The sequence below is a fragment of the Pseudomonas sp. TH37 genome (assembly GCF_016650735.1).
Classification (GTDB): Bacteria; Pseudomonadota; Gammaproteobacteria; order Pseudomonadales; family Pseudomonadaceae; genus Aquipseudomonas; species Aquipseudomonas farris.
The window spans coordinates 31223-54334 of sequence record NZ_JAEKFD010000009.1 but is presented as its reverse complement, the minus strand read 5'-3'; the positions used below and the strand labels follow the sequence as shown (position 1 = coordinate 54334).

The following is a 23112-nucleotide window of genomic DNA, read 5'->3' as shown; positions in this document are numbered from 1 at the left end:
CACCGCAAATCTCAACTCGACTGAATAATGCTCAACCGCTCGCCCACCACCATTTCCGTGATCCAGCCCACCAGAATGCTGGTATACGCCTGTTGTGAGACAGGCTCGCTCAAGGCGTGATCGGCACCGTCGATAATCCGGTGAGTCAGCGAGTGGGTCTGCTGACACGCCGCGCGGTAACTCATGATGGTCGCGTGGGGCACATAGGCGTCGGTCTCGGACTCCACCAGCAACACATCCCCGGTAAATTGCGAACAGGCATGCAGTGCACGATTGCTGTCGGCGCGGACCCGCGTGCTGCGGTAATCGCGCAAATCGAGCTTGTCCAGCTCACGCTTGGGTGTGTGCCAGAAGTCGTCGCGATACAACGCCGGCACCCGCAGCGCCAGCCAGCGCACCGGGCGCAACGACGTCAGGATCGACGCCAGATAACCGCCATAACTGGTGCCGACCACGGCGATCGCCGATGTGTCGAGCGCCGGATGGGCGAGCAGTCGATCGTAGGCCGCCAGCAGGTCACGCAGGTTGTCTTCGCGGGTTACCCGGGACAACGGAATACCGGTCCCGCCAGTATGGCCGCGCAAGTCAAATGTCAGGCACACGCAACCCAACCCGGCGATGCCTTTGGCGCGTTCCAGGTCGCGCTCCTGACTACCGCCCCAGCCATGAACGAAAAGCACACCCGGGACTTTCGATTTGGGGCTGAGGAAGGTTCCGCTCATCTGTTCATCGTCGATGTCGATCTGAATGGTTTCGCTTCTAGCCGTCATAGGATTTGACCGTTACGTACTTGAGAAGAAAGTCACTGTGTTCCGCTGGCCCGCGGTAGACCTCAATGGCGTTGGCCGGCAGCGGTTGATCGGTATAGGTTTCGACCGACGACACGCGAATCGCACGCAAGCCGGGGTTGTTGACGAAGCTCTGCAGCGCCGCGACTTCAGCACTGCTGGCACCGCCCAGGCGCCAGGATTGTTCGAGCACGCCGCTGCGTTGTTTGCCGTCGCAATCCAGCCCTTGGGCGATGTCGTAGTTGCGCCGCGAGGCGTAGAAACCGGGGTAGGCTTCATCGGCCGCGCTGTCGAATACCTGCGCTTGCTGGATCGCCAGCCTCGTGTCTTCCGGTAGTTCCAGCGCCAGCAGGTCCTCGTAATAACCCTGCACCACCAACAGATTGGACCCTCCATAAACCTGCTCGCCCTGACCGTCTTCGGTCAAGTATTGATCACCGCAATAACTCAGCACTTTGTCGCCGATAAAACTCTGACCGACACTATGGGTGACCACCTCGGTCAAGTCTTGTTCCAGCACCACACCTTCGGTGAACAATGTTTTGGCATCGGGGCGAGCAAGGATGGCGTCGAACTGGTCGAGGCTTTTGATTACTTCCTGACCGCGTCCGGCGCAGGCATGAATAGGTTTCATGCGGATCGGACCGCTGTAGAGCAGGTGCTCCGCCGCCGGGCGAGCATCCTCCAGGGAGAACACGCTGAGGCCATCGAGCACGACGCTGCGTACCCGGTCGGAAAACAACGACGACCAGCCTTCGGGCGCGAACGCATAGCGATTCAACAACCCATGGCTGATGGCTTTGGTGCAGATGAAATCGTGGTCGACGTAACCGCCCCACAAATCCTCCGGCCCTTTGACGCCCAGTTGCCGGGCGGCAGCAACGCCCACCAGCGTTTGGGTCGGCAACAGATAAATATCCCGGCCGCTATGCAGCTGCGGGTCGTAACTGCCGCCATATTCGAGCCCGACGACCTGCGCCAGCCAACGGGCCAACGCGCGATTGGTTTCGACTTCGTGTAGCGAGGCACTGGGTCGCACTGAATGGGCGAGTACCAGTTTCTTGCGGTTGGTTGGGGTCATGCGTTCCCCTTCAATCTACGTCTGATAAATGTAGCTGAAGGAGGTGCAGAGATCAGGCCAATGGCGGCTGGAGAAAAATAGTTTTTAAATCAGCCAATTGCGAAATAGGTGGTAGCACAAGGCCTGTTTTATTCTGCACGACACCTTTCAATGCTCCCGGCATTTTGCACGACTCAAAACCTGCTCCCACATTTTTAGATCTGTGGTAATGCTCGCTACCGAGCCACTGCCGCGGTCGCAGACACACCAAACCGCCCACGGTAATCACTCGGCGCCAGCCCGGTAATCTTTTTGAACGTTGCCCGAAACGCACTCGGGTCCTGGTAACCCACGGTCCAGGCAATGTGATCAATGGTGCCGTTGGTGAATTCGAGCATTTCCCGCGCCTTGCCGACTCGCAGGTGCTGGCAGTACTCGGTGGGTTTCAACCCGGTTGCCGCACGAAAACGCCGCAGGAAGGTGCGCTCTTCCAGCCCCGCCCGCTCGGCCATCGCCGCCAACGAGACATCGGTCGCCCCGGTGCTTTGCAGCCAATGCTGGACCTTGAGAATCGACGCATCGCCATGGTTGAGAATCGGTGAAAAGTTACTGCCACACTCGCTCGCGCTGTCGCTGTGTTCCACCACCAGAAACCGCGCCGTGCCGGTGGCAATGCTCGGCCCGAGCAAGCGGTTCACCAATCGCAACCCCAGCTCTGACCAGGCCATCAACCCGGCAGTGGTGATCAGGTCGCCATCGTCGACAATGGGCGTATCGGCCTTGAGCTTGATCGCCGGATAACGCTCGGCGAAAGCCTTGGCCGAGGTCCAGTGGGTAGTCGCGCTACGGCCATCGAGCAGGCCGCTTTCGGCCAACAGTATAGAACCCACGCAGACCCCGCCGAGGGTCGCACCGTTGGCATGTTGCTGACGAAGCCAGCGAATCAACCCTTGGGGCGCCTGCCCCTCGGAAAAACCTCCGATCGAGGGAGGGATCAACACGGCGACCAATGCGCCGGCCGGGCCGGGATGAGAATCATAGACCCGCTCGGGCACTTGATCGCCATCGACCTGCCAGTGACTGACCCGCAGCAACGGCAGCTGCGCCGCCTGATGCTCGGCGGCGATCCGGTTGGCCACGCCGAACAGGTCCGTCAGCCCATGCACCGCCGCCATCTGCGCACCGGGATAGATCAGCACTCCCAGTTCGGCGACTGCCCTTTCTACACCCATTGTCAGTTTTCCCCCTGCTATTGTCGGTGCGGCCAATCCTCGAGCCGCCCGCTAAACCCAATACTTGATGCCACGCCCAATACACACTTCGAGGAAACACCCATGGCCAAACAAGCACTCATCGTAGTCGATATCCAAAACGACTACTTCCCTCAGGGCAAGTGGCCGCTGGTGGGCGCCGACGCCGCAGCGGACAACGCCGCACGGTTGATTCAGGCGTTTCGCGAGGCCGGCGATCAGGTGGTGCACATCCGCCACGAATTCACCTCCGACGCCGCACCGTTCTTCGCGCCGGGCTCCAACGGCGCGAAGCTGCACCCCAAAGTCCTCAACCGCGCTGACGAGTCGGTGGTGCTCAAACATTTCGTCAACTCGTTCCGCGAGACCGAACTGGAAGCCATCCTCGACCAGCAAGGCATCGAGCACTTGGTGGTGGTCGGGAGCATGAGTCACATGTGCATCGACGGCATCACCCGAGCCGCGGCCGACTTGGGTTACACCGTTACCGTCGTCCACGATGCCTGCGCCACCCGTGACCTGGAATTCAATGGCGTCACCGTCCCGGCCGCCCACGTTCATGCCGCCTTTATGTCGGCCTTGGGTTTTGCTTATGCCAGCGTGGTGTCCACTGACGATTTTCTGGCTGATTAAGATGAGGAACCTGTGGGAGCGGGCTTGCCCGCGATGAGGCCATCACATCCAACATCTTTGTTGACTGTTACATCGCTATCGCGGGCAAGCCCGCTCCCACAGGATTGCGCTTAACTGACTGGCATTGAGTGATTGACCTTCTTTTGTCATACACCTGTGCAACAGTCGAAAAAATCTCACGCGTGAGCTATTGAGGTCCGCAAAAATTGCCTGTAGTGTTTCTCACGCGTGAGTTTTTCACAACGGGGTCAGCATCATGAAAAGCAGCTCTCCATCAGATCCGCCTACCGGATCTGTCACCGATTCAGCGAGCCAAAAGGGAGAGCGCTCGAAACCGTCCGCAAAAAAACCATCCAGCTTCTACATGAAGCAGATGCGCGCGGGCCTGGGTGCCGCCGGTTATGTGAAACACGAGACTTGGGTGCTTCCCGAAAACCGAAGCCTGCTCAAGCAGATGGAGAAACAGCTACGCCAACCGATTCTGGCTGGCTCATTCATGTCGGAGAATTACATGAGCGCAGGTAATAACTGGAATATCGATCGCCTCTACAGCGCCCTTCAGGCCCTCGACGAAGTGGTTTCGAACGACATCACCCTCTCCCTCGTTCAAGGCTCCGAGTCCAGCATCAAGCTGGAAATGAACGATTTCGGTGGCTTGCCGATTTACATCGCGGTGGTTGGCGATCAGGTCATCGTGGATACCGTTCTGGTCGATGTCGAGTCCATCAACGACGTACCGGCATTCAATGACGCCGTTCTGCGTAGCCGGGAAATGTTCCCGCTGTCCTCGATCGGTATCGAGTCGATGCCCAACGGGCAGGTCGTTTACAACATGTTCGGCGCACTGAGCTCCGACTCCAGCCTGACCAACGTCGTGACCGAGGTCAAAACCCTCGTCGACAACGTCCAGCGCGCCAGCGAAGCCTTTGAACGTTTCTTCATCTAATTTTTCGGGAACAGGAAATATCCAATGACTCAGTCCATCTGGAGCAAATTGTTCACCGCGCTGCGTGGCGGTGCCAACGAAGTCGGCGAATCGATCGTCGACCAACAGGCCCTGCGCATCCTCGACCAGGAAATTCGTGATGCTGACAGCGCGCTGGCCAACGCCAAGCGTGAGCTGGTCACCATCATGGCCAAGCACAAACTGTCGGCTGATCGCGTCAGCGAGCACAACGCCAAGATCAAGGACCTGGAATCCAAGGCCCTGGCCGCGATCCAGGCCAACCGCGAAGACCTGGCACTGGAAGTGGCCGAAGCCATTTCTACCCTGACCAACGAACTGGATGTCGAGCAAAAGCAGGCCACCGAATTCGGCGGTTACGCGGACAACATGCGCAAAGACATCACCAAGGCTGAAAGTCGCATCAAAAGCCTGCGTCAGCAAGTGGACATGGCCAAGGCGCGTGAAAGCGTACAGAAAGCCCAGGTCAGTGCTTCGATCGCCAGTGGCGGCGCCAACGGCAAGCTGGAAACCGCCGTCGGTACGCTGAACCGCCTGCAAGCCAAGCAGCAACAACGCGCCGCTGAACTGGAAGCCCAGGACCAACTGGCCGATGCGTCGACCGGCACCGACCTGGAGCGCAAGCTGCGCGAAGCCGGCATCACGCCGAACGAAGGCAGCGCCAATGCGATTCTGGAACGCCTGAAGAAAAAATCGGCTGAGTAATCGACTCAAGTGCCGGATGCATAACCTGTGGGAGCGAGCCTGCTCGCGAAGAGGGAGTGTCAGTCGACATCAATGTTGCCTGACAAAACGCTTCGCGAGCAGGCTCGCTCCCACAATGGGTTGCGTTTCAATTTTCGTCGAGTCGAGTTGAGTCGAGGTCACGGATGGATGCCCTGAAGGGGTTCAAGACAATCGCAGGCGTGGCCCTCTTCATGGTCGCGTTGCAACTGCTCAATGTGACGACTGGCTACAGCCTTATTGCCTTCGGCCTGGTGCCGAGAACACTGCAGGGACTGGTCGGCATCATCACCTCGCCTTTCTTGCACGGGTCCTTTGCGCATCTGAGCACCAACCTGATTGCGTTTTTGATCCTCGGTACCCTGGTCATTGTCGAAGGGCTCAGCCGGTTCATGGCCGTCAGCGCCATCATTATTCTGTTGGGCGGTTCGCTGGTCTGGTTGTTCGGTTTTGCAGGCGTGCACATCGGCGCCAGCGGATGGGTATTCGGGCTGTGGGCGTACCTCCTGTCTCGCGCCTGGTTCCAGAGGAGTTGGAGCAACCTGATAACGGCCAGTGTCGTGGTCCTGCTCTATGGCGGCCTGATTTTTGGCTTCTTTCCTCGCCAAGGCATGTCCTTCGAAGGGCATATCTTTGGTGCGATCGCCGGATTTATTGCAGCCAAGGTACTGTTATCTACGCCGCGCAGCAGGTTTAATGCCGCCCGGTAACCGCATTTGAGCACTTAGACGCCAGAGCGATTACGTCGCCAGGAATGAGCCCCCCATGGAGTCAGGGATGTAATGTCGATTTTCCTTTTATTGCGCACGTACGCCTCGTCCTTCTTCCATCGGTTCGGCTGGGCAGGCCTGGCCATTGCGTTGGGCATACACCTGAGCACGGCCTATATCGGCCTGGTGCTTCTGGGCGAACAACACCTCATCGCCCCCGCCACGTTTACCTACTTCTATCTCACCACCACGCTCACCGTCGGCTATGGCGATCTCGCGCCGCAGACATCGGCGGGACGAATTTTCGTGGCTACCTGGGTCATGCTCGGGGGCATTGCGCTGCTGACGGCAGCCATCGGCAAAACCACCAGCAGCGTCATCGATGTATGGAGAAAAGGCATGAAGGGCAAAGGCGATTTCACCGGCAAGGTCGGCCATACCGTTCTCATCGGCTGGGAAGGCGCATCCAGCGAGCGGGTCATTGAATTGTTACTGCAGGACGAAACCTCCAATGACAACCTGATCGTCATTTGCGATTGCGACCTCGAAGAAAATCCCATGCCGGGCAAAGCGAACTTTATCAAAGGCGAAAGCCTGTCCTCTGCCGCGCTTTTGCTGCGGGCCGGCGTTCCCGGTGCCGAACGCGTCCTGGTGCGAACCCATTCAGACGATCTGACCCTGGCCACCGTGCTGGCGGTCAATCAACTGAGCCCTGTCGGGCATGTGGTCGCCCACTTCAATGAAAGTGAAATCGCTGCGCTCGCCAGCGCCTACGCGCCCAGCCTGGAATGCACCTCAAGCATGGCCATCGAAATGTTGGTGCGCGCCTCTCAGGATCCGGGCTCATCAGTGGTCATCAATGAACTGTTGTGCGTGGGTCAAGGCGCTACCCAATACCTGATGAGACTGCCCGAGACTTTTGAAGCAACGTTCGGCGATCTGTACGCACAGATGAAAGAGCGCCACAACGCTACCCTTATCGGCTACCGCGCCAAAGGCGCCCGACAGCCTTCGATCAACCCGCCCGGCGCCACTCGCGTTGAGGGCGGCGAGCTCTTCTACATCGCCTCCACTCGCCTCAAGGAAATCACCAATGGGATGGTTTAAACAGTTGATGGGGCTTGAGGCCCCGAAAGCGACTACGGAATCGAAATGGACAGCCAACCAAACCCTGCCCGCCATCGGTCCGCTGGGCCTGGCATTGGGCAAAGAGGTGATGTTCGACACCACCCTGAAATTGTTGCTCGACGGCAACACCACCGTGGTCATCCCGGGCTCCCAACAGATCTGGAGCGCTGGCACTGTTGATCTCGGGCAGTCGAACTGGCTGTCACGCTATTACATGAACGACGAAGACTACTGGCTGCAAGTGCACACCACCGGCGACATCGCCGGACAGGTCGAGTCGGTGATCCTGTTCAATTACCTCAGTTACGTCACCATCAACAGTGAAGCGGAGCTGCGTCGACTGGCCGGTCCTCAAAGCCTGATCGGCCTGCCGACCTACACCCACAACGGCGTCGAATACACCCGCGAATGGGGCACCGAGAGCGGCCAGACAGAACTGGTGGCACTGAGCGAACACCTGAAAAACCCGGATGAGTCCTACCGCATCGAGCACCGTTCGATGCTGTACGCCCGCGAAACCGGCCTGACCGATCGCCGGGAATTCCTGCTGTTTTCCGTCGAAGAAGACGCCGAAGGCACCATCAGTTTGAGCACTTCGCTGGGCATTTCGCTGTACACCACTGACCTGAACACTTTTTAAAAAGGAAGAAGTCCATGCTTGAAGCGCTCTCCATCTCCCTGAACAAAGCCGCCGTGCTCGGGTTTGTTTCGTACATCCTCGGCGCCGCCGTGCTGTTCGCGCTGTTCCAGTTCATCTACACCCGAATCACCCCGCACAGAGAGTTCGAACTGATCCGTTCGGGTAACGTTGCGGCCGCGATCGCGCTGAGTGGCGCCATCATCGGCTTCGCCATTCCGGCCAGCAATGTGATTGCCTACTCGATCAGCCTTCTGGATTTCGTCGTCTGGGCAGTGATCGCCGCTTTCGTACAACTGCTGGCGTTCCTGATGACCAGCCTGGTGCTCAAAGGCGCCTCTGAACGCATTAAAAAGGGCGAAATCGCCGCGGGCATCTATGTCGCGGCAGTGGCCATCAGCGTCGGCATGTTGAACGCCGCGTGCATGACCCCTTCCCAGAACTGATTGCGCCACGGAGATCCCGATGAAACGAAGCAAGTACGTTCAGCTCTCCCTGGCCGCGTCGGTCGCCATGGCGATCTCAGGCTGCGGGCCAACGGAAAAAACCTACGAGATACACAAAAAATACAACTTCCAGTCCGTTCAGCAGTGCGCGGATGAAAAGCTCCCGGTCGATATCTGTTCTGACGCCTACATGAAGGCCATGGCCGAGCATCGCCGCATTGCGCCGGTGTACGACAACAAGACCGATTGCGACGCCGACTTTGTTGCCGACTGGTGCCAGCAGGATTCCGCTGGCAAGTTCATCCCCAAACTCGGCGGTTTCGAACTGAACGCCGATGGTGAGGTGACGCAATCCCAGGTGGACGCCGCCAAAGCTCAATTGCCCGCTTCGGAAGCGGCTGCCGCCGGCTCGGGATTCTCCGGTAGCAGCCTGCTGACCGGACTGCTGATCGGCAACATGCTCAGCAACAACCGCAACAGTTTTTACTCCGAACCGGTCTACCGCTATCGCGATGATCGCGGCAGCTACTCGTCCTCGACACTCAGTCAGCGGGTATCGTCAGGTTCAACCTTCAACAGGTCCAATCAGGTGCGGTACGGCACCAGCAGCTACAGCGACACCATTACCCGCAGCAAGGCGGCGTCTGTGGCCTCGGCCACCTCTCGCGGCGGCTTCGGCAGCCAGGCCAGTGCACGCAGTGGCTGGGGTGGATCAAGCAAGAGTTCTGGCGGTTCGAGCAGTTAAGGAAACAGGGCCATGAAGAAAATCCTTTGCGCCGAGCGTCATGACTGGAAACAGACCGCCGAAAGTCTCGGCTTTCTGTTCCATACCATCGACGACGAACCTTATTGGGACGAGAGCGCGTATTACCAGTTCACGCTTAAACAGATCGAGAACGATCTCGAAGACCCGACCACCGAGCTTCATGACATGTGCATGGACCTGGTGGCCCGCGTGGTTCAGAGCGAGGAGCTGCTGGAGCGCCTGAGCATTCCAGCGCCATTCTTCGATATGGTTCGCACTTCATGGCTCGAAGGCCACCCGCACCTGTATGGGCGCATGGATTTCTCCTACAACGGCAGCGGGCCGGCCAAGTTGCTGGAACTCAACTACGACACGCCGACCAGCCTGTATGAGGCCGCGGCGTTTCAGTGGGGCTGGCTGGAGCAATGCATCGAACGCGGCTTGCTGCCCAAGCATGCCGACCAGTTCAACAGCATCGACACCAAGCTGCATCAGGCTTTTGCCCAGCTGCAGCTCAAACAGCCCTTCTATTTCGCCTCGATGAAAGACTCGGTCGAAGACAAAGGCACCACTGACTACTTGCGCTTGATCGCGGAAAAGGTCGGCATCGAATCACGGCATATCGACCTCGAAGACATTGGCCTCACCAATGAAGGACGTTTCGTCGATTTAGAAGATCGCTGGATTCCTCACCTGTTCAAGCTGCATGCCTGGGAATTCATCTTCCACGAACCCTTTGGTGGAGCGATTGCTCAGAGCGATACACAGTTTTTCGAACCGGCCTGGAAGTCGATCATTTCCAACAAGGGCATCCTGCCGCTGCTGTGGGAGTTCAACAAAGGTCACCCGAATCTGCTCGCGGCGCACCTGGATACCGACCCGGGCAAAGCGGTACCCAAAGGTTGGGTGCGCAAACCGTTTTTTTCTCGAGAAGGCGCCAACATCGAGCTGCAAACCGCTGATGGTCTGATCGTGAAAGAGGACGGTCCCTACACCGACGCGCCGTTTATCCTTCAGGAGTTCGCCCCGCTGCCGAAGTTTGGCGAGAGCTTTACGCTGGTTGGCTCTTGGGTGATCGGCGATCAGGCGGCCGGTATTGGCGTGCGGGAAGACAGCAGTTTGATCACCAAGGATTCAAGCCGGTTTTTGCCGCACCTGATACTCGACTGATCCATCCATCGCCGGTGTGGACATAAGTACGATGCCCGCAAGACTTACGGCTGAAATACCGGATAATGGCGGCCAAATCGTCTAGCCCGTTATTCTGGTAATCCCCCCATGGAAATCAAGGTCAACTTTCTCGACAACCTTCGGCTTGAAGCCAAGTTCGATGACTTCACGGTGGTGGCCGATCAACCTATCCGCTATAAGGGCGATGGCTCGGCACCTGGTCCATTCGACTACTTCCTGGCTTCGTCGGCGTTGTGTGCGGCGTATTTTGTGAAGTTGTACTGCAGCACGCGCAATATCCCCACGGATAACATCCGTCTGTCGCAGAACAACATTGTTGATCCGGAAAACCGCTACAACCAGATTTTCAAGATCCAGGTCGAGTTGCCGGCGGACATCTCCGACAAGGACCGCCAGGGCATCCTGCGTTCCATCGACCGTTGCACCGTGAAAAAAGTGGTGCAAGCCGGGCCTGAATTTGTGATCGAAGAGGTGGAAAACCTCGACGCCGATGCCCAGGCGTTGTTGATGCCTGCTTCGAGTTCAGCGGCGAGCACCTATATCGCGGGCAAGGATCTGCCGTTGGAGCAGACCATCGCCAATATGTCAGCCATTCTGGCTGACCTGGGCATGAAGATTGAAATCGCCTCGTGGCGCAATATCGTGCCCAATGTATGGTCGCTGCATATCCGCGATGCGCACTCGCCGATGTGCTTTACCAACGGCAAGGGTGCGACCAAGGAAGGCGCGTTGGCGTCGGCATTGGGCGAGTTTATCGAGCGACTCAACTGCAACTTCTTCTACAACGACCAGTTCTGGGGCGAAGACATCGCCAATGCAGCGTTTGTGCACTACCCGGACGAACGCTGGTTCAAGCCTGGCCGTAAAGATGAGCTGCCAACTGAAATTCTCGACGAGTACTGCCTGAAGATTTACAACCGCGACGGCGAGCTGCGTGGTTCCCATCTGATCGATACCAACTCAGGCAATGAAGAGCGCGGCATTTGCTCGCTGCCGTACGTGCGCCAGTCGGATGGCGAGGTGGTGTATTTCCCGTCCAACCTGATTGAAAACCTGTTCCTGAGCAACGGCATGAGTGCCGGTAACACGCTGGCCGAAGCCCAGGTGCAGTGCTTGTCGGAGATTTTCGAGCGCGCGGTAAAACGCGAAATCATCGAAGGTGAATTTGCACTGCCGGATGTGCCGGCCGATGTGCTGGCGAAGTACCCCGGGATACTGGCCGGTATTCAGGCGCTGGAAGAGCAAGGGTTCCCCGTGTTGGTGAAGGATGCATCCCTGGGTGGTGAATTCCCGGTGATGTGCGTCACGTTGATGAACCCGCGTACCGGCGGCGTGTTCGCCTCGTTCGGTGCGCATCCGAGCCTGGAAGTGGCGCTGGAACGCAGCCTGACCGAATTGCTGCAGGGTCGCAGCTTCGAAGGCCTCAACGACTTGCCCCAGCCGACTTTTGAAGGTCACGCAGTGACCGAGCCGAATAACTTCGTCGAGCACTTTATCGACTCCAGCGGCGTGGTTTCATGGCGCTTCTTCAGTTCCAAGTCGGATTACGAATTCGTGGAGTGGGACTTCTCCGGCCAGGGTGAAAACTCGAATGCCGAGGAAGCCGCGACCTTGTTCGGCATTCTCGAAGGCATGGGCAAAGAAGTGTACATGGCGGTCTACGAGCATATCGGCGCGAAGGCGTGCCGCATCCTGGTGCCGAACTATTCGGAAATCTATCCCGCGGACGATCTGATCTGGGACAACACCAACAAAGCGCTGTTTTTCCGTGCCGACATCCTGAACCTGCATCGCCTGGACGAAGACGAACTGCAAGCGCTGGTTGAGCGCCTGGTGGAAAGTGAGCTGGACGACTACACCGACATCACCTCCTTGATCGGCATCGAATTTGACGACAATACGGCTTGGGGTCAGCTGACGATCCTGGAGTTGAAGCTGCTGATTTATCTCGCCTTGCAACAATTTGAAGAGGCGAAAGAGGCGGTGGAAATGTTCCTGCAGTACAACGACAACACGGTTGAACGTGGCTTGTTCTACCAGGCCGTCAATGTGGTGCTGGAGATGAAGCTGGACGAAGACCTGGAACTGGAAGACTACGAGGCCAATTTCCGCCGGATGTTTGGCAACGAGCGGACGGATGCAGCGATCGGATCGGTGGACGGCAGCGTGCGCTTCCATGGCTTGACGCCGACCAGCATGAAACTGGAGGGGCTCGACAGGCACCTGCGGTTGATTGACAGCTACAAGAAACTGCACTCGGCGCGGGCCAATGTAGCCACTTTATTCAGTTAACAGCGCCCACAAAAAAGCGAAGCCAGATCACTGGCTTCGCTTTTTTTATTACTTACTGGATTGCAGCTTTTTAGAACGGGATATCGTCATCAAAGCTGTCGAAATCCGGAGCCGGCTGAGGAGCGGCCTGCTGCTGTGGAGCCGGGCGCGACTGTTGCGGTGCCGACTGCTGCGGACGCGGAGCCTGTTGGCGTGGAGCCGGGGCGGACTGCTGGTAGTTATTGCCCCCGCCTTGTTGATCGCCCTGCTGTGGACGGCCGCCCAGCAGTTGCATGGTGCCTTGCATGTCGACCACGATTTCAGTGGTGTAACGCTTGATACCGTCTTTTTCCCACTCGCGGGTCTGCAGCTTGCCTTCGATGTACACCTGCGAACCTTTGCGCAGGTATTCGCCGGCAATTTCGGCAACCTTGCCGAACATCGACACACGGTGCCATTCGGTCTTCTCGACCTTCTGACCGGTTTGCTTGTCGGTCCACTGTTCGCTGGTCGCCAGACTCAGGTTGGTCACGGCGTTACCGTTAGGCAAGTAGCGAACTTCGGGATCCTGGCCGCAAGTGCCGACCAATATGACTTTGTTAACCCCACGGGCCATAACGTTCTCCTAGGCTACGCACGCTGCCCCGGCCGGGTTGTTCACCAGGCGCTCAAGGGTGGTGCGATCCAATAGTTCTGTGTCCAATTTGATGTAAATCGCCGCTTCATCTTCGACGATCACTGCATCTGTTACCCCTACGACGGCCTTCAGGCGCTCGACCAGACCCGCTTCGCGGATCGCCTCGGGCGACAACGGCAAGCGCAGGCTCGTGACGTAAGGTGGTTCGCGCATGGTAACAGCAAAGGCCAGCCAGAGGGCAGCCAGGCCGGCGCATCCGAGGAATACAACCGACAAACCGCCGTGCTGGAACATCCAGCCGCCGAGGATCCCGCCCAGCGCCGAACCGAGGAACTGGCTGGTGGAATAAACCCCCATCGCCGTGCCCTTGCCGCCTGCCGGCGAAACCTTGCTGATCAGCGATGGCAAGGAGGCTTCCAGCAGATTGAACGCGGTGAAGAACACCACCGTACCAATCACCAGAGCCCGCAAGCTATCGCCGAACTGCCAGAAGAATAGCTCAGTGAGCATCAGCGTCAGCACTGCGCCCAATAAAACTCGTTTCATTTTGCGTTTCTTCTCGCCATAGATGATGAACGGGATCATGGCGAAGAAGGAGATCAGCAGCGCGGTCAGGTAGACCCACCAGTGCTGCTCTTTGGGCAGCCCGGCTTTTTCGACCAGGGCCAGGGGCAATGCAACGAAGCTCGACATCAACATCGCGTGCAACACAAAAATACCCAAGTCCAGGCGCAGCAGGTCCGGGTGCTTGAGTGTCGGTATCAGTGCTTGTCGCGCAACGCCGGACTCGCGGTGCTGCAACGGCCCGGTTGCACGCGGCACCATGAACATCACGATAACGATGCCGACCAGCGCCATGCCACCGGTGGCGAAGAACAACCCGGACAGGCCGAAGACACGGGTCAGCAACGGTCCTACAACCATGGCGACAGCGAACGACAGACCAATCGTCATGCCGATCATGGCCATGGCTTTGGTCCGATGCTGTTCCCGGGTCAGGTCCGACAGCAACGCCATGACCGCTGCGGAAATCGCCCCAGCGCCTTGCAGGATGCGTCCAGCGATGACACCCCAGATCGAATCGGCATTGGCCGCCAGCACACTCCCCAGGGCGAAGATGATCAGCCCCAGGTAAATCACCGGACGACGACCGATGCGGTCGGAAATGAAGCCAAAAGGAATCTGAAAGATCGCCTGGGTCAGGCCGTAAGCGCCAATCGCCAACCCGATGAGGGCCGGGGTCGCTCCTGCCAGATCCATCCCATAGGTCGCCAGAACCGGCAACACCATGAACATGCCAAGCATACGGAAGGCGAACACCAGGGCCAGACCGCTTGCTGCGCGGGTCTCACTGCCACTCATGCGTTCGCTGTGGGGATCGTGCATGGAAAAACCTCATGTGAACCGGCGGCGATTCTACCAGTCCCATCGATTGACGGGGTATATCGCGACGCTATGACGCGCACAGATGACGCAGTCTTCATGCAAGGCTGCGCGCCCCGCATTTGATAGTGTGCATCCATCCAGTATTTGGCCGTATACTCCTACGTTTTCGACGCCCGCCGAGCGAGGCCACTTTGGACAAGATCCTGATTCGTGGGGCCCGAACCCACAACCTGAAGAACATCGACCTGACCCTGCCACGGGACAAACTGATCGTTATCACCGGCCTGTCCGGATCCGGCAAGTCGTCCCTGGCCTTTGACACGTTGTACGCCGAAGGCCAGCGCCGCTATGTCGAATCGCTGTCGGCCTACGCCCGGCAGTTCCTGTCGATGATGGAAAAACCTGACGTCGACACCATTGAAGGTCTGTCGCCAGCGATCTCCATCGAACAGAAGTCGACCTCGCACAACCCGCGCTCGACGGTTGGCACCATTACCGAAATCTACGATTACCTGCGCCTGCTCTACGCTCGCGTCGGTATTCCTCGCTGCCCGGACCACGACATTCCGCTGGAAGCCCAGACCGTCAGCCAGATGGTCGACCTGGTGCTGGCACAACCGGAGGGCAGCAAACTGATGCTGCTGGCCCCAGTGATCCGCGAGCGTAAGGGCGAGCACCTCTCGGTCTTCGAAGAGCTGCGCGCCCAGGGTTTTGTACGGGCCCGCGTCAACGGCAGGCTCTGCGAGCTGGACGAGTTGCCAAAGCTGGATAAACAGAAGAAGCACTCGATCGATGTCGTGGTCGACCGCTTCAAGGTTCGCGCCGATCTGCAACAGCGTTTGGCTGAGTCGTTCGAGACTGCGTTGAAACTGGCGGACGGCATTGCGCTGGTAGCACCAATGGATGACGAGCCTGGCGAAGAAATCATCTTCTCCGCGCGCTTCGCCTGCCCGATCTGCGGCCACGCCATCAGCGAGCTGGAACCCAAGCTGTTTTCCTTCAACAACCCGGCCGGCGCCTGCCCGACCTGCGATGGCCTGGGGGTTAAACAGTTCTTCGACACCAAACGACTGGTGAACGGTGAACTGACCCTGGCCGAAGGTGCGATTCGCGGCTGGGACCGGCGCAACGTCTATTACTTCCAGATGCTTGGCTCGCTGGCCTCGCACTACAAGTTCAGCCTTGAAGTGCCGTTCAACGACCTGCCGGCCGATCAGCAGAAATTCATCCTGCATGGCAGTGGCTCGCAGAACGTCGACTTCAAATACCTGAACGACCGTGGCGACATCGTCAAACGTTCGCACCCGTTCGAAGGCATCGTGCCGAACCTGGAACGCCGCTACCGCGAAACCGAATCGGCTTCGGTCCGTGAAGAACTGGCCAAATTCCTCAGCACCCAGCCCTGCCCGGATTGCCGCGGCACTCGTCTGCGTCGCGAGGCGCGGCACGTGTGGGTTGGCGAGAAGACCTTGCCGGCGGTGACTAATCTGCCGATCGGCGACGCCTGTGAGTATTTCGGCGTGCTGAAACTGACCGGCCGCCGTGGCGAGATCGCCGACAAGATTCTCAAGGAAATCCGCGAGCGGCTGCAGTTCCTGGTCAACGTTGGCCTCGACTATTTGTCACTCGACCGCAGTGCCGACACGCTGTCCGGTGGCGAAGCTCAGCGAATTCGTCTGGCCAGTCAGATTGGCGCCGGCCTGGTGGGGGTTCTGTACATCCTCGATGAGCCGTCGATCGGTCTGCATCAACGGGACAATGACCGGTTGCTGGGCACCCTCAAGCACCTGCGCGACATCGGCAACACGGTGATTGTGGTCGAGCACGACGAAGATGCGATTCGTCTGGCCGATTATGTGGTGGATATCGGCCCGGGCGCGGGTGTGCACGGTGGGCATATCGTCGCCGAAGGTACGCCGACCGAGGTCATGGCTCACCCTGATTCGCTGACCGGCAAGTACTTGTCGGGCCGGGTAAAGATCGCAGTTCCAGCCAAACGCACACCGCGTAACAAGAAGTTGTCGTTGGCCCTCAAAGGCGCTCGCGGCAACAATTTGCGCAATGTCGATCTGGAGATTCCGATCGGTCTGCTGACCTGCGTGACCGGTGTGTCCGGCTCAGGCAAATCGACGCTGATCAACAACACACTGTTTCCTTTGAGCGCTACCGCACTCAATGGGGCAACAACCCTGGAAGCTGCAGCTCACGAGAGCATCAAAGGCCTGGAACATCTGGATAAAGTCGTCGACATTGACCAGAGCCCGATCGGTCGTACGCCGCGCTCCAACCCGGCGACCTACACCGGGCTGTTCACGCCGATTCGCGAGTTGTTCGCCGGCGTGCCGGAATCCCGATCCCGCGGTTACGGACCAGGGCGTTTCTCCTTCAACGTGAAGGGCGGACGCTGCGAAGCTTGTCAGGGCGATGGCCTGATCAAGGTGGAAATGCACTTCCTGCCGGACATCTATGTCCCGTGCGACGTCTGCAAGAGCAAGCGTTACAACCGCGAAACGCTGGAGATCAAGTACAAGGGCAAGAGCATCCACGAAACCCTCGAGATGACCATCGAGGAAGCCCGGGTGTTCTTCGACGCGGTTCCAGCCTTGGCGCGCAAGCTTCAGACGCTGATGGACGTAGGTCTTTCCTACATCAAGCTGGGGCAATCGGCGACGACGCTGTCCGGCGGTGAAGCCCAGCGGGTGAAACTGTCTCGCGAGCTGTCCAAGCGCGATACCGGCAAGACCCTATACATCCTTGATGAGCCGACCACCGGACTGCACTTTGCGGATATCCAGCAACTGCTCGACGTGTTGCATCGTCTGCGCGACCACGGCAATACCGTGGTAGTGATCGAGCACAACCTGGATGTGATCAAGACCGCCGACTGGTTGGTGGACCTGGGGCCGGAAGGTGGCTCCAAAGGCGGCCAGATCATTGCCGTCGGTACACCGGAGGAAGTGTCGGAGATGAAGCAGTCTCACACTGGCTTCTATCTCAAACCATTGCTGGCTCGCGACAGGGCCTGAATCAGGGCCACGAAAAAGCCCCTGTCACTTCATCGGTGACAGGGGCTTTTTTGTACGCGCCTACAACAGCATCAGAACTGCGATTGCAGGTAATTTTCCAGGCCAATCAGTTTGATCAGACCCAGCTGCTTCTCGAGCCAGTAGGTGTGGTCTTCTTCGGTATCGGCCAGCTGAATGCGCAGGATCTCGCGGCTGACGTAATCCTTGTGCAGCTCGCAAAGCTCGATGCCTTTGCAGAGAGCTGCACGAACTTTGTATTCCAGACGCAGGTCAGCGGCGAGCATGTCAGGCACGGTGGTGCCGACATCCAGATCGTCCGGACGCATACGTGGAGTACCTTCGAGCATGAGGATCCGACGCATCAGAGCGTCAGCGTGTTGCGCCTCTTCTTCCATCTCGTGATTGATACGTTCGTAGAGCTCGGTGAAACCCCAGTCCTCGTACATCCGCGAATGGATGAAATATTGATCACGGGCTGCCAGTTCGCCTGTCAGCAACGTGTTGAGGTAATCGATTACGTCTGGGTGACCTTGCATCGCCCTACATCTCCCTGCTTTAAAGTCTGTAGTTTGAACCAACCCGACCGGAAGGTCACTCGCCCGACGCTATAAAAGCGAAGATATTCTTAGAAAAGCAGCTTAAATAACGCAAAAACCGCCCAAATGAGGGCGGTTCTGCTTATCGTTTAGACTTAGTTAAGCTGTACGTTGAGTGCATTTGCGATTGCTTCTCCATACGATGGGTCGGCCTTGAAGAAATGCTGCAACTGGCGATCAACCACATCGCTGGAAACTCCTGCCATTGCGCCGGCAATGTTGTTGATCAGCAGTTTTTTCTGCTCATCACTCATCAGTCGGAACAGCGCACCGGCGTGACTGTAGTAGTCGGTGTCTTCGCGATGATCGTAACGATCAGCCGCGCCGCTCAAGGCCAAAGCAGGTTCCGCGTAGCGCGGTGCCTGTTTCGGTGATTCTACGTAACTGTTCGGCTCGTAGTTCGGCGCTGCGCCGCCATTGGCGCCAAACGCCATGGAGCCGTCGCGCTGGTAAGTGTTGACCGGGCTGCGAGGCGCGTTCACCGGCAGTTGCTGGTGATTGGTGCCCACACGGTAGCGGTGAGCGTCAGCGTAGGCGAACACGCGACCTTGCAGCATGCGGTCAGGCGACAGACCGACACCCGGGACCATGTTGCTCGGACCGAACGCCGCCTGCTCGACTTCAGCGAAGTAGTTCAGCGGATTGCGGTTGAGTTCAAGCTCACCCACCTCGATCAATGGGAACTCTTTCTGCGACCAGGTCTTGGTCACGTCAAACGGGTTCTCGTAATGAGCCGCGGCTTGGGCCTCGGTCATGATCTGGATATTGACGCTCCATTTCGGGAAATCACCGCGCTCAATGGCGCCAAACAGGTCACGTTGCGCGTAGTCCGGATCGGTACCCGCCAGGCGCGCGGCTTCTGCCGGAGCGAGGTTCCTGATCCCTTGCTTGGTTTTGTAGTGCCACTTCACCCAGTGACGCTCGCCATTGGCGTTGATCAGGCTGTAGGTGTGGCTACCAAAGCCGTGCATGTGGCGATAGCCGTCAGGGATGCCGCGGTCCGAGAACAGAATGGTGACCTGGTGCAACGCCTCAGGCGAGTGCGACCAGAAATCCCACATCATCTGCGCGCTTTTCAAGTTGCTTTGCGGCAGGCGCTTCTGGGTATGAATAAAGTCAGGGAATTTCAGCGGATCACGGATGAAGAACACCGGCGTGTTGTTACCGACGATGTCCCAGTTGCCTTCCTCTGTGTAGAACTTCAGGGCAAAACCGCGTGGATCACGCTCGGTGTCGGCCGAACCGCGTTCGCCGCCCACAGTAGAGAACCGCAAGAATGTCGGGGTTTGTTTGCCGACGGACTCAAACAGCTTGGCACTGGTGTACTGAGTGATGTCGCGAGTCACGGTGAACGTACCGTAGGCACCCGAACCTTTGGCGTGCACACGACGCTCAGGGATGTTTTCACGGTTGAAATGAGCAAGCTTCTCGATCAGATGGAAATCGTCGAGCAGCAAAGGGCCACGAGGGCCGGCGGAGCGGGAATTCTGGTTGTCGGCGACAGGAGCGCCACTGGCGGTCGTAAGCGTGCTGTTTTGGCTCATGCGATCTCATCCTCTGTCAGTTTTGTAACTGCCGGCTAATCGGCGTGGGAGGGAGTATTGACCATCAATCATGACACCTACAAATTCATTAATTTGCAGACATCAATAGAAAAATACTACCAACAATCCCCCTCATATACTGACGGCGTGAACCGCAAGGAAGCTTGTACAAACAGCGCGTTTCTTACACGCACAAAAAACCGGGCACTAGGCCCGGTTCTTTGTTTCAGACTGACGTCTTACTCAGCGGATACAGCTTCACCGCCGACAGGACGATCAACCAACTCGACGTACGCCATAGGCGCGTTGTCGCCAGTGCGGAAGCCGCACTTGAGGATGCGCAGGTAGCCACCCTCACGGGTAGCGTAACGCTTGCCCAGGTCGTTGAAGAGCTTACCAACGATAGCTTTCGAACGAGTACGGTCGAAAGCCAGACGGCGGTTAGCCAGGCTGTCTGTCTTGGCCAAAGTGATCAGCGGCTCAGCAACGCGGCGCAGTTCTTTGGCTTTTGGCAGTGTAGTTTTGATCAGCTCGTGCTCGAACAGCGACACCGCCATGTTTTGAAACATGGCCTTGCGGTGCGAGCTGGTGCGGCTCAGGTGACGACCACTTTTACGATGACGCATGGTTCATTCCTTACCAAACACAACGTTCGGTGATTACGACGATCAGGCAGTCGCCTTGTCGTCCTTCTTAAGACTTGCAGGCGGCCAGTTGTCGAGGCGCATGCCGAGGGACAGACCGCGGGAGGCCAGAACGTCCTTGATTTCAGTCAAGGATTTCTTGCCAAGGTTCGGAGTCTTCAACAGCTCTACTTCGGTACGCTGAATCAGGTCACCGATGTAGTAGATGTTTTCCGCCTTAAGGCAGTTAGCCGAACGTACAGTCAGTTCCAGATCGTCAACCGGGCGAAGCAGGATCGGATCGATCTCGTCTTCCTGCTCGACAACCACTGGCTCACTGTCACCTTTGAGATCGACGAACGCAGCCAACTGCTGTTGCAGAATGGTTGCAGCACGGCGGATAGCCTCTTCAGGATCCAGGGTACCGTTGGTTTCCAGATCAATAACCAGCTTGTCCAGGTTAGTACGCTGTTCGACACGGGCGTTTTCCACCACGTATGCGATACGGCGAACCGGGCTGAACGAAGAGTCAAGCTGCAAGCGACCGATGCTGCGGCTTTCGTCTTCATCGCTCTGACGCGAGTCTGCCGGTTCATAACCACGACCACGAGCTACGGTGAGCTTCATGTTCAGGGCGCCGTTAGACGCCAGGTTAGCGATTACGTGATCGGGGTTAACGATCTCGACATCATGATCCAGCTGAATATCGGCAGCGGTAACCACCCCCGAACCCTTCTTCGACAAGGTCAGCGTAACTTCGTCTCGACCGTGCAGCTTGATAGCCAGACCTTTAAGGTTCAACAGGATTTCAATTACGTCTTCCTGTACACCTTCGATGGCGCTGTACTCGTGGAGCACACCGTCAATCTCGGCCTCGACTACTGCACAGCCGGGCATTGAGGACAACAGGATGCGGCGCAGCGCGTTGCCCAGGGTGTGGCCGAAACCACGCTCGAGAGGCTCGAGAGTGATCTTGGCGCGGGTTGGACTGACAACCTGCACATCAATATGGCGGGGTGTCAGGAACTCATTTACCGAAATCTGCATGGATGCACCTATTTTCTAGCCCTTACTTGGAGTAGAGCTCGACAATCAGGCTTTCGTTGATGTCGGCGGACAGATCACTGCGAGCTGGAACGTTCTTGAAAACGCCCGACTTCTTCTCAGTGTCTACTTCTACCCATTCTACGCGGCCACGTTGGGCACACAGATCGAGAGCTTGGACAATGCGAAGTTGGTTCTTTGCTTTCTCGCGAACTGCGACCACGTCACCAGCACGAACCTGGTAAGACGGAACGTTTACGGTCTGACCGTTAACGCTGATCGACTTGTGCGATACCAGCTGACGGGATTCGGCACGAGTAGAGCCAAAACCCATACGGTATACAACGTTGTCCAGACGGCATTCGAGCAGCTGCAACAGGTTTTCGCCAGTTGCGCCTTTCTTGCCAGCAGCTTCTTTGTAGTAGCCGCTGAATTGACGCTCGAGAACGCCGTAGATACGACGGACCTTCTGCTTTTCACGCAGTTGGGTGCCGTAATCGGACTGGCGACCGCGGCGTTGGCCGTGGATACCAGGTGCTGCTTCGATGTTGCACTTCGATTCGATCGCGCGCACGCCGCTCTTCAGAAAGAGATCGGTGCCTTCGCGACGAGCGAGTTTGCATTTTGGACCAATGTAACGAGCCATTCTTTACAATCTCCTGGATTACACGCGGCGCTTCTTCGGCGGACGGCACCCGTTGTGCGGGATTGGCGTCACGTCGGTGATGCTGGCGATCTTGTAGCCACAGCCGTTCAAAGCGCGGACTGCAGATTCACGACCTGGGCCTGGACCTTTGACGTTAACGTCGAGGTTTTTCAGGCCGTATTCCAGCGCAGCTTGACCAGCACGTTCAGCAGCTACTTGAGCAGCAAACGGGGTGGACTTGCGGGAACCGCGGAAACCCGAACCACCGGAGGTAGCCCAGGAAAGAGCGTTGCCTTGACGGTCGGTGATGGTCACGATTGTGTTGTTAAAAGAAGCATGGATGTGGGCGATGCCATCAACCACTGTCTTTTTAACTTTTTTACGAGGACGAGCAGCAGGTTTAGCCATGATTAATTTCCTGTCGATTCGCTGGGGCGATTACTTGCGGATCGGCTTACGCGGACCTTTACGGGTACGCGCGTTAGTCTTGGTACGCTGACCGCGCACTGGAAGACCACGACGATGACGCAGACCGCGATAGCAACCGAGGTCCATCAAACGCTTGATTTTCATGTTGATTTCGCGACGCAGGTCACCTTCAGTGGTGAACTTCGCCACTTCGCCACGCAGCTGTTCAATCTGCTCGTCGCTCAGATCTTTGATCTTTGCGGCTGGGTTTACCCCAGTCACTGCACAAATTTTCTGTGCAGTAGTGCGACCAACACCATAGATGTAGGTCAGCGAGATAACAGTATGCTTGTTATCTGGAATGTTAACGCCTGCAATACGGGCCATTCAGTGGGACTCCAATTGACAGCTACCTACGCCCCGGAAGCCAAGAAATAGGGCGCGAGATAATATCGCTGTAATAACAAATAATCAACCCGGCAGCGCACTAGCTGCCGGGCTTGAAGCACAATCACACTCAGCCTTGGCGCTGTTTGTGACGCGGTTCCGCGCTGCAAATTACTCGAACAACACCTTCGCGGCGAATAATCTTGCAGTTACGGCACAGCTTTTTCACCGATGCACGAACTTTCATCACCAACTCCTCGAACCTTATG

24 protein-coding genes are annotated in these 23112 nt (G+C 57.6%); 11 read left to right on the top strand and 13 right to left on the bottom strand.

Going from position 1 to position 23112, the window contains the following annotated elements:
- Nucleotides 1-11 precede the first annotated feature (11 nt).
- The 3 genes from JFU11_RS21405 to JFU11_RS21395 form a co-directional block, all read right to left on the bottom strand.
- Complete coding sequence (locus tag JFU11_RS21405) at nt 12-770, bottom strand: alpha/beta fold hydrolase (protein WP_123359045.1); 759 nt, start codon at nt 768-770, stop codon at nt 12-14.
- Nucleotides 760-1869 carry a DUF3182 family protein gene (locus JFU11_RS21400; protein ID WP_123720580.1) on the bottom strand — a complete coding sequence of 370 codons (1110 nt, stop codon included), beginning with the start codon at nt 1867-1869 and terminating at the stop codon, nt 760-762. The genes JFU11_RS21405 and JFU11_RS21400 overlap by 11 nt, the downstream gene beginning before the upstream one ends.
- A gap of 215 nt (nt 1870-2084) precedes the next feature.
- Nucleotides 2085-3080 carry a GlxA family transcriptional regulator gene (locus JFU11_RS21395; RefSeq protein WP_123720581.1) on the bottom strand — a complete coding sequence of 332 codons (996 nt, stop codon included), beginning with the start codon at nt 3078-3080 and terminating at the stop codon, nt 2085-2087.
- A 102-nt stretch (nt 3081-3182) separates the two neighbouring features.
- Here JFU11_RS21395 and JFU11_RS21390 point away from each other — a divergent pair, with 102 nt between their 5' ends.
- The 10 genes from JFU11_RS21390 (at nt 3183) to JFU11_RS21345 (ending at nt 12567) form a co-directional block, all read left to right on the top strand.
- Nucleotides 3183-3731, top strand: coding sequence for a cysteine hydrolase family protein (locus tag JFU11_RS21390; RefSeq protein WP_123720582.1), 549 nt, complete (start codon nt 3183-3185; stop codon nt 3729-3731).
- A 364-nt stretch (nt 3732-4095) separates the two neighbouring features.
- Nucleotides 4096-4677: a YjfI family protein gene (locus JFU11_RS21385; protein ID WP_030131197.1), complete on the top strand. Its 582-nt coding sequence runs from the start codon at nt 4096-4098 to the stop codon at nt 4675-4677.
- 24 nt (nt 4678-4701) lie between these two features.
- Nucleotides 4702-5400: a PspA/IM30 family protein gene (locus JFU11_RS21380; protein ID WP_123720583.1), complete on the top strand. Its 699-nt coding sequence runs from the start codon at nt 4702-4704 to the stop codon at nt 5398-5400.
- 164 nt (nt 5401-5564) lie between these two features.
- The gene (locus tag JFU11_RS21375; RefSeq protein WP_201062032.1) at nt 5565-6128 is read left to right on the top strand and encodes a rhomboid family intramembrane serine protease; all 564 of its coding nucleotides are present in this window, start codon (nt 5565-5567) and stop codon (nt 6126-6128) included.
- A 72-nt stretch (nt 6129-6200) separates the two neighbouring features.
- Nucleotides 6201-7235 (top strand): ion channel, encoded by a 1035-nt coding sequence (locus JFU11_RS21370; RefSeq protein WP_123720585.1) that lies wholly within the window; start codon nt 6201-6203, stop codon nt 7233-7235.
- Nucleotides 7222-7896, top strand: a complete 675-nt coding sequence (locus JFU11_RS21365; RefSeq protein WP_123720586.1) for a DUF2491 family protein — start codon at nt 7222-7224, stop codon at nt 7894-7896. The genes JFU11_RS21370 and JFU11_RS21365 overlap by 14 nt, the downstream gene beginning before the upstream one ends.
- A gap of 14 nt (nt 7897-7910) precedes the next feature.
- Entirely contained in the window at nt 7911-8339 is a 429-nt protein-coding gene (locus JFU11_RS21360) for a DUF350 domain-containing protein (RefSeq protein ID WP_123720587.1), read from the top strand.
- Nucleotides 8340-8358: 19 nt separating this feature from the next.
- Nucleotides 8359-9084, top strand: coding sequence for a DUF1190 domain-containing protein (locus JFU11_RS21355; protein ID WP_201062031.1), 726 nt, complete (start codon nt 8359-8361; stop codon nt 9082-9084).
- A gap of 12 nt (nt 9085-9096) precedes the next feature.
- The gene (locus JFU11_RS21350) at nt 9097-10254 is read left to right on the top strand and encodes a glutathionylspermidine synthase family protein (RefSeq protein ID WP_201062030.1); all 1158 of its coding nucleotides are present in this window, start codon (nt 9097-9099) and stop codon (nt 10252-10254) included.
- Between the two features lie 108 nt (nt 10255-10362).
- Nucleotides 10363-12567, top strand: coding sequence for an OsmC domain/YcaO domain-containing protein (locus tag JFU11_RS21345; protein WP_201062029.1), 2205 nt, complete (start codon nt 10363-10365; stop codon nt 12565-12567).
- Nucleotides 12568-12637: 70 nt separating this feature from the next.
- On the opposite strand, the gene JFU11_RS21340 is transcribed toward JFU11_RS21345, so the two are convergent.
- Both JFU11_RS21340 and JFU11_RS21335 read right to left on the bottom strand, forming a co-directional pair.
- Nucleotides 12638-13162: a single-stranded DNA-binding protein gene (locus JFU11_RS21340; protein ID WP_007896798.1), complete on the bottom strand. Its 525-nt coding sequence runs from the start codon at nt 13160-13162 to the stop codon at nt 12638-12640.
- Nucleotides 13163-13171: 9 nt separating this feature from the next.
- Nucleotides 13172-14569 (bottom strand): MFS transporter, encoded by a 1398-nt coding sequence (locus JFU11_RS21335; RefSeq protein WP_052967046.1) that lies wholly within the window; start codon nt 14567-14569, stop codon nt 13172-13174.
- Nucleotides 14570-14760: 191 nt separating this feature from the next.
- Between JFU11_RS21335 and uvrA the strand changes: the two genes are divergently transcribed.
- Complete coding sequence (uvrA, locus tag JFU11_RS21330; protein ID WP_201062028.1) at nt 14761-17595, top strand: excinuclease ABC subunit UvrA; 2835 nt, start codon at nt 14761-14763, stop codon at nt 17593-17595.
- A gap of 71 nt (nt 17596-17666) precedes the next feature.
- Here the strand turns inward: uvrA and bfr are convergent, their stop codons facing one another.
- From bfr to rpmJ, 8 genes are all read right to left on the bottom strand, one after another.
- The gene (gene bfr / locus JFU11_RS21325; RefSeq protein WP_123359019.1) at nt 17667-18131 is read right to left on the bottom strand and encodes a bacterioferritin; all 465 of its coding nucleotides are present in this window, start codon (nt 18129-18131) and stop codon (nt 17667-17669) included.
- A 155-nt stretch (nt 18132-18286) separates the two neighbouring features.
- Entirely contained in the window at nt 18287-19735 is a 1449-nt protein-coding gene (locus JFU11_RS21320) for a catalase (protein ID WP_201062027.1), read from the bottom strand.
- Between the two features lie 239 nt (nt 19736-19974).
- On the bottom strand, nt 19975-20361 hold the full coding sequence (gene rplQ, locus JFU11_RS21315; protein ID WP_007896790.1) for a 50S ribosomal protein L17: 387 nt from the start codon (nt 20359-20361) through the stop codon (nt 19975-19977).
- Nucleotides 20362-20403: 42 nt separating this feature from the next.
- On the bottom strand, nt 20404-21405 hold the full coding sequence (gene rpoA / locus JFU11_RS21310) for a DNA-directed RNA polymerase subunit alpha (protein WP_003186012.1): 1002 nt from the start codon (nt 21403-21405) through the stop codon (nt 20404-20406).
- A gap of 22 nt (nt 21406-21427) precedes the next feature.
- Entirely contained in the window at nt 21428-22048 is a 621-nt protein-coding gene (gene rpsD / locus JFU11_RS21305) for a 30S ribosomal protein S4 (protein ID WP_003176404.1), read from the bottom strand.
- Nucleotides 22049-22066: 18 nt separating this feature from the next.
- Nucleotides 22067-22456, bottom strand: coding sequence for a 30S ribosomal protein S11 (gene rpsK, locus JFU11_RS21300; RefSeq protein ID WP_002555466.1), 390 nt, complete (start codon nt 22454-22456; stop codon nt 22067-22069).
- Between the two features lie 30 nt (nt 22457-22486).
- A complete protein-coding gene (gene rpsM / locus JFU11_RS21295; protein ID WP_003186020.1) occupies nt 22487-22843 on the bottom strand; it encodes a 30S ribosomal protein S13 in 357 nt (118 codons plus the stop codon).
- Between the two features lie 130 nt (nt 22844-22973).
- Entirely contained in the window at nt 22974-23090 is a 117-nt protein-coding gene (rpmJ, locus tag JFU11_RS21290) for a 50S ribosomal protein L36 (RefSeq protein ID WP_002555468.1), read from the bottom strand.
- Between the last annotated feature and the right edge of the window lie 22 nt (nt 23091-23112).

What these genes read in the sequence shown, in the direction of transcription:
- JFU11_RS21405 (WP_123359045.1), bottom strand. Translation starts at nt 770, where the DNA reads ATGACGGCTAGAAGCGAAACCATTCAGATCGACATCGACGATGAACAG.
- JFU11_RS21400 (WP_123720580.1), bottom strand. Translation starts at nt 1,869, where the DNA reads ATGACCCCAACCAACCGCAAGAAACTGGTACTCGCCCATTCAGTGCGA.
- JFU11_RS21395 (WP_123720581.1), bottom strand. Translation starts at nt 3,080, where the DNA reads ATGGGTGTAGAAAGGGCAGTCGCCGAACTGGGAGTGCTGATCTATCCC.
- JFU11_RS21390 (WP_123720582.1), top strand. Translation starts at nt 3,183, where the DNA reads ATGGCCAAACAAGCACTCATCGTAGTCGATATCCAAAACGACTACTTC.
- JFU11_RS21385 (WP_030131197.1), top strand. Translation starts at nt 4,096, where the DNA reads ATGAAGCAGATGCGCGCGGGCCTGGGTGCCGCCGGTTATGTGAAACAC.
- JFU11_RS21380 (WP_123720583.1), top strand. Translation starts at nt 4,702, where the DNA reads ATGACTCAGTCCATCTGGAGCAAATTGTTCACCGCGCTGCGTGGCGGT.
- JFU11_RS21375 (WP_201062032.1), top strand. Translation starts at nt 5,565, where the DNA reads ATGGATGCCCTGAAGGGGTTCAAGACAATCGCAGGCGTGGCCCTCTTC.
- JFU11_RS21370 (WP_123720585.1), top strand. Translation starts at nt 6,201, where the DNA reads ATGTCGATTTTCCTTTTATTGCGCACGTACGCCTCGTCCTTCTTCCAT.
- JFU11_RS21365 (WP_123720586.1), top strand. Translation starts at nt 7,222, where the DNA reads ATGGGATGGTTTAAACAGTTGATGGGGCTTGAGGCCCCGAAAGCGACT.
- JFU11_RS21360 (WP_123720587.1), top strand. Translation starts at nt 7,911, where the DNA reads ATGCTTGAAGCGCTCTCCATCTCCCTGAACAAAGCCGCCGTGCTCGGG.
- JFU11_RS21355 (WP_201062031.1), top strand. Translation starts at nt 8,359, where the DNA reads ATGAAACGAAGCAAGTACGTTCAGCTCTCCCTGGCCGCGTCGGTCGCC.
- JFU11_RS21350 (WP_201062030.1), top strand. Translation starts at nt 9,097, where the DNA reads ATGAAGAAAATCCTTTGCGCCGAGCGTCATGACTGGAAACAGACCGCC.
- JFU11_RS21345 (WP_201062029.1), top strand. Translation starts at nt 10,363, where the DNA reads ATGGAAATCAAGGTCAACTTTCTCGACAACCTTCGGCTTGAAGCCAAG.
- JFU11_RS21340 (WP_007896798.1), bottom strand. Translation starts at nt 13,162, where the DNA reads ATGGCCCGTGGGGTTAACAAAGTCATATTGGTCGGCACTTGCGGCCAG.
- JFU11_RS21335 (WP_052967046.1), bottom strand. Translation starts at nt 14,569, where the DNA reads ATGCACGATCCCCACAGCGAACGCATGAGTGGCAGTGAGACCCGCGCA.
- bfr (WP_123359019.1), bottom strand. Translation starts at nt 18,131, where the DNA reads ATGCAAGGTCACCCAGACGTAATCGATTACCTCAACACGTTGCTGACA.
- JFU11_RS21320 (WP_201062027.1), bottom strand. Translation starts at nt 19,735, where the DNA reads ATGAGCCAAAACAGCACGCTTACGACCGCCAGTGGCGCTCCTGTCGCC.
- rplQ (WP_007896790.1), bottom strand. Translation starts at nt 20,361, where the DNA reads ATGCGTCATCGTAAAAGTGGTCGTCACCTGAGCCGCACCAGCTCGCAC.
- rpoA (WP_003186012.1), bottom strand. Translation starts at nt 21,405, where the DNA reads ATGCAGATTTCGGTAAATGAGTTCCTGACACCCCGCCATATTGATGTG.
- rpsD (WP_003176404.1), bottom strand. Translation starts at nt 22,048, where the DNA reads ATGGCTCGTTACATTGGTCCAAAATGCAAACTCGCTCGTCGCGAAGGC.
- rpsK (WP_002555466.1), bottom strand. Translation starts at nt 22,456, where the DNA reads ATGGCTAAACCTGCTGCTCGTCCTCGTAAAAAAGTTAAAAAGACAGTG.
- rpsM (WP_003186020.1), bottom strand. Translation starts at nt 22,843, where the DNA reads ATGGCCCGTATTGCAGGCGTTAACATTCCAGATAACAAGCATACTGTT.
- rpmJ (WP_002555468.1), bottom strand. Translation starts at nt 23,090, where the DNA reads ATGAAAGTTCGTGCATCGGTGAAAAAGCTGTGCCGTAACTGCAAGATT.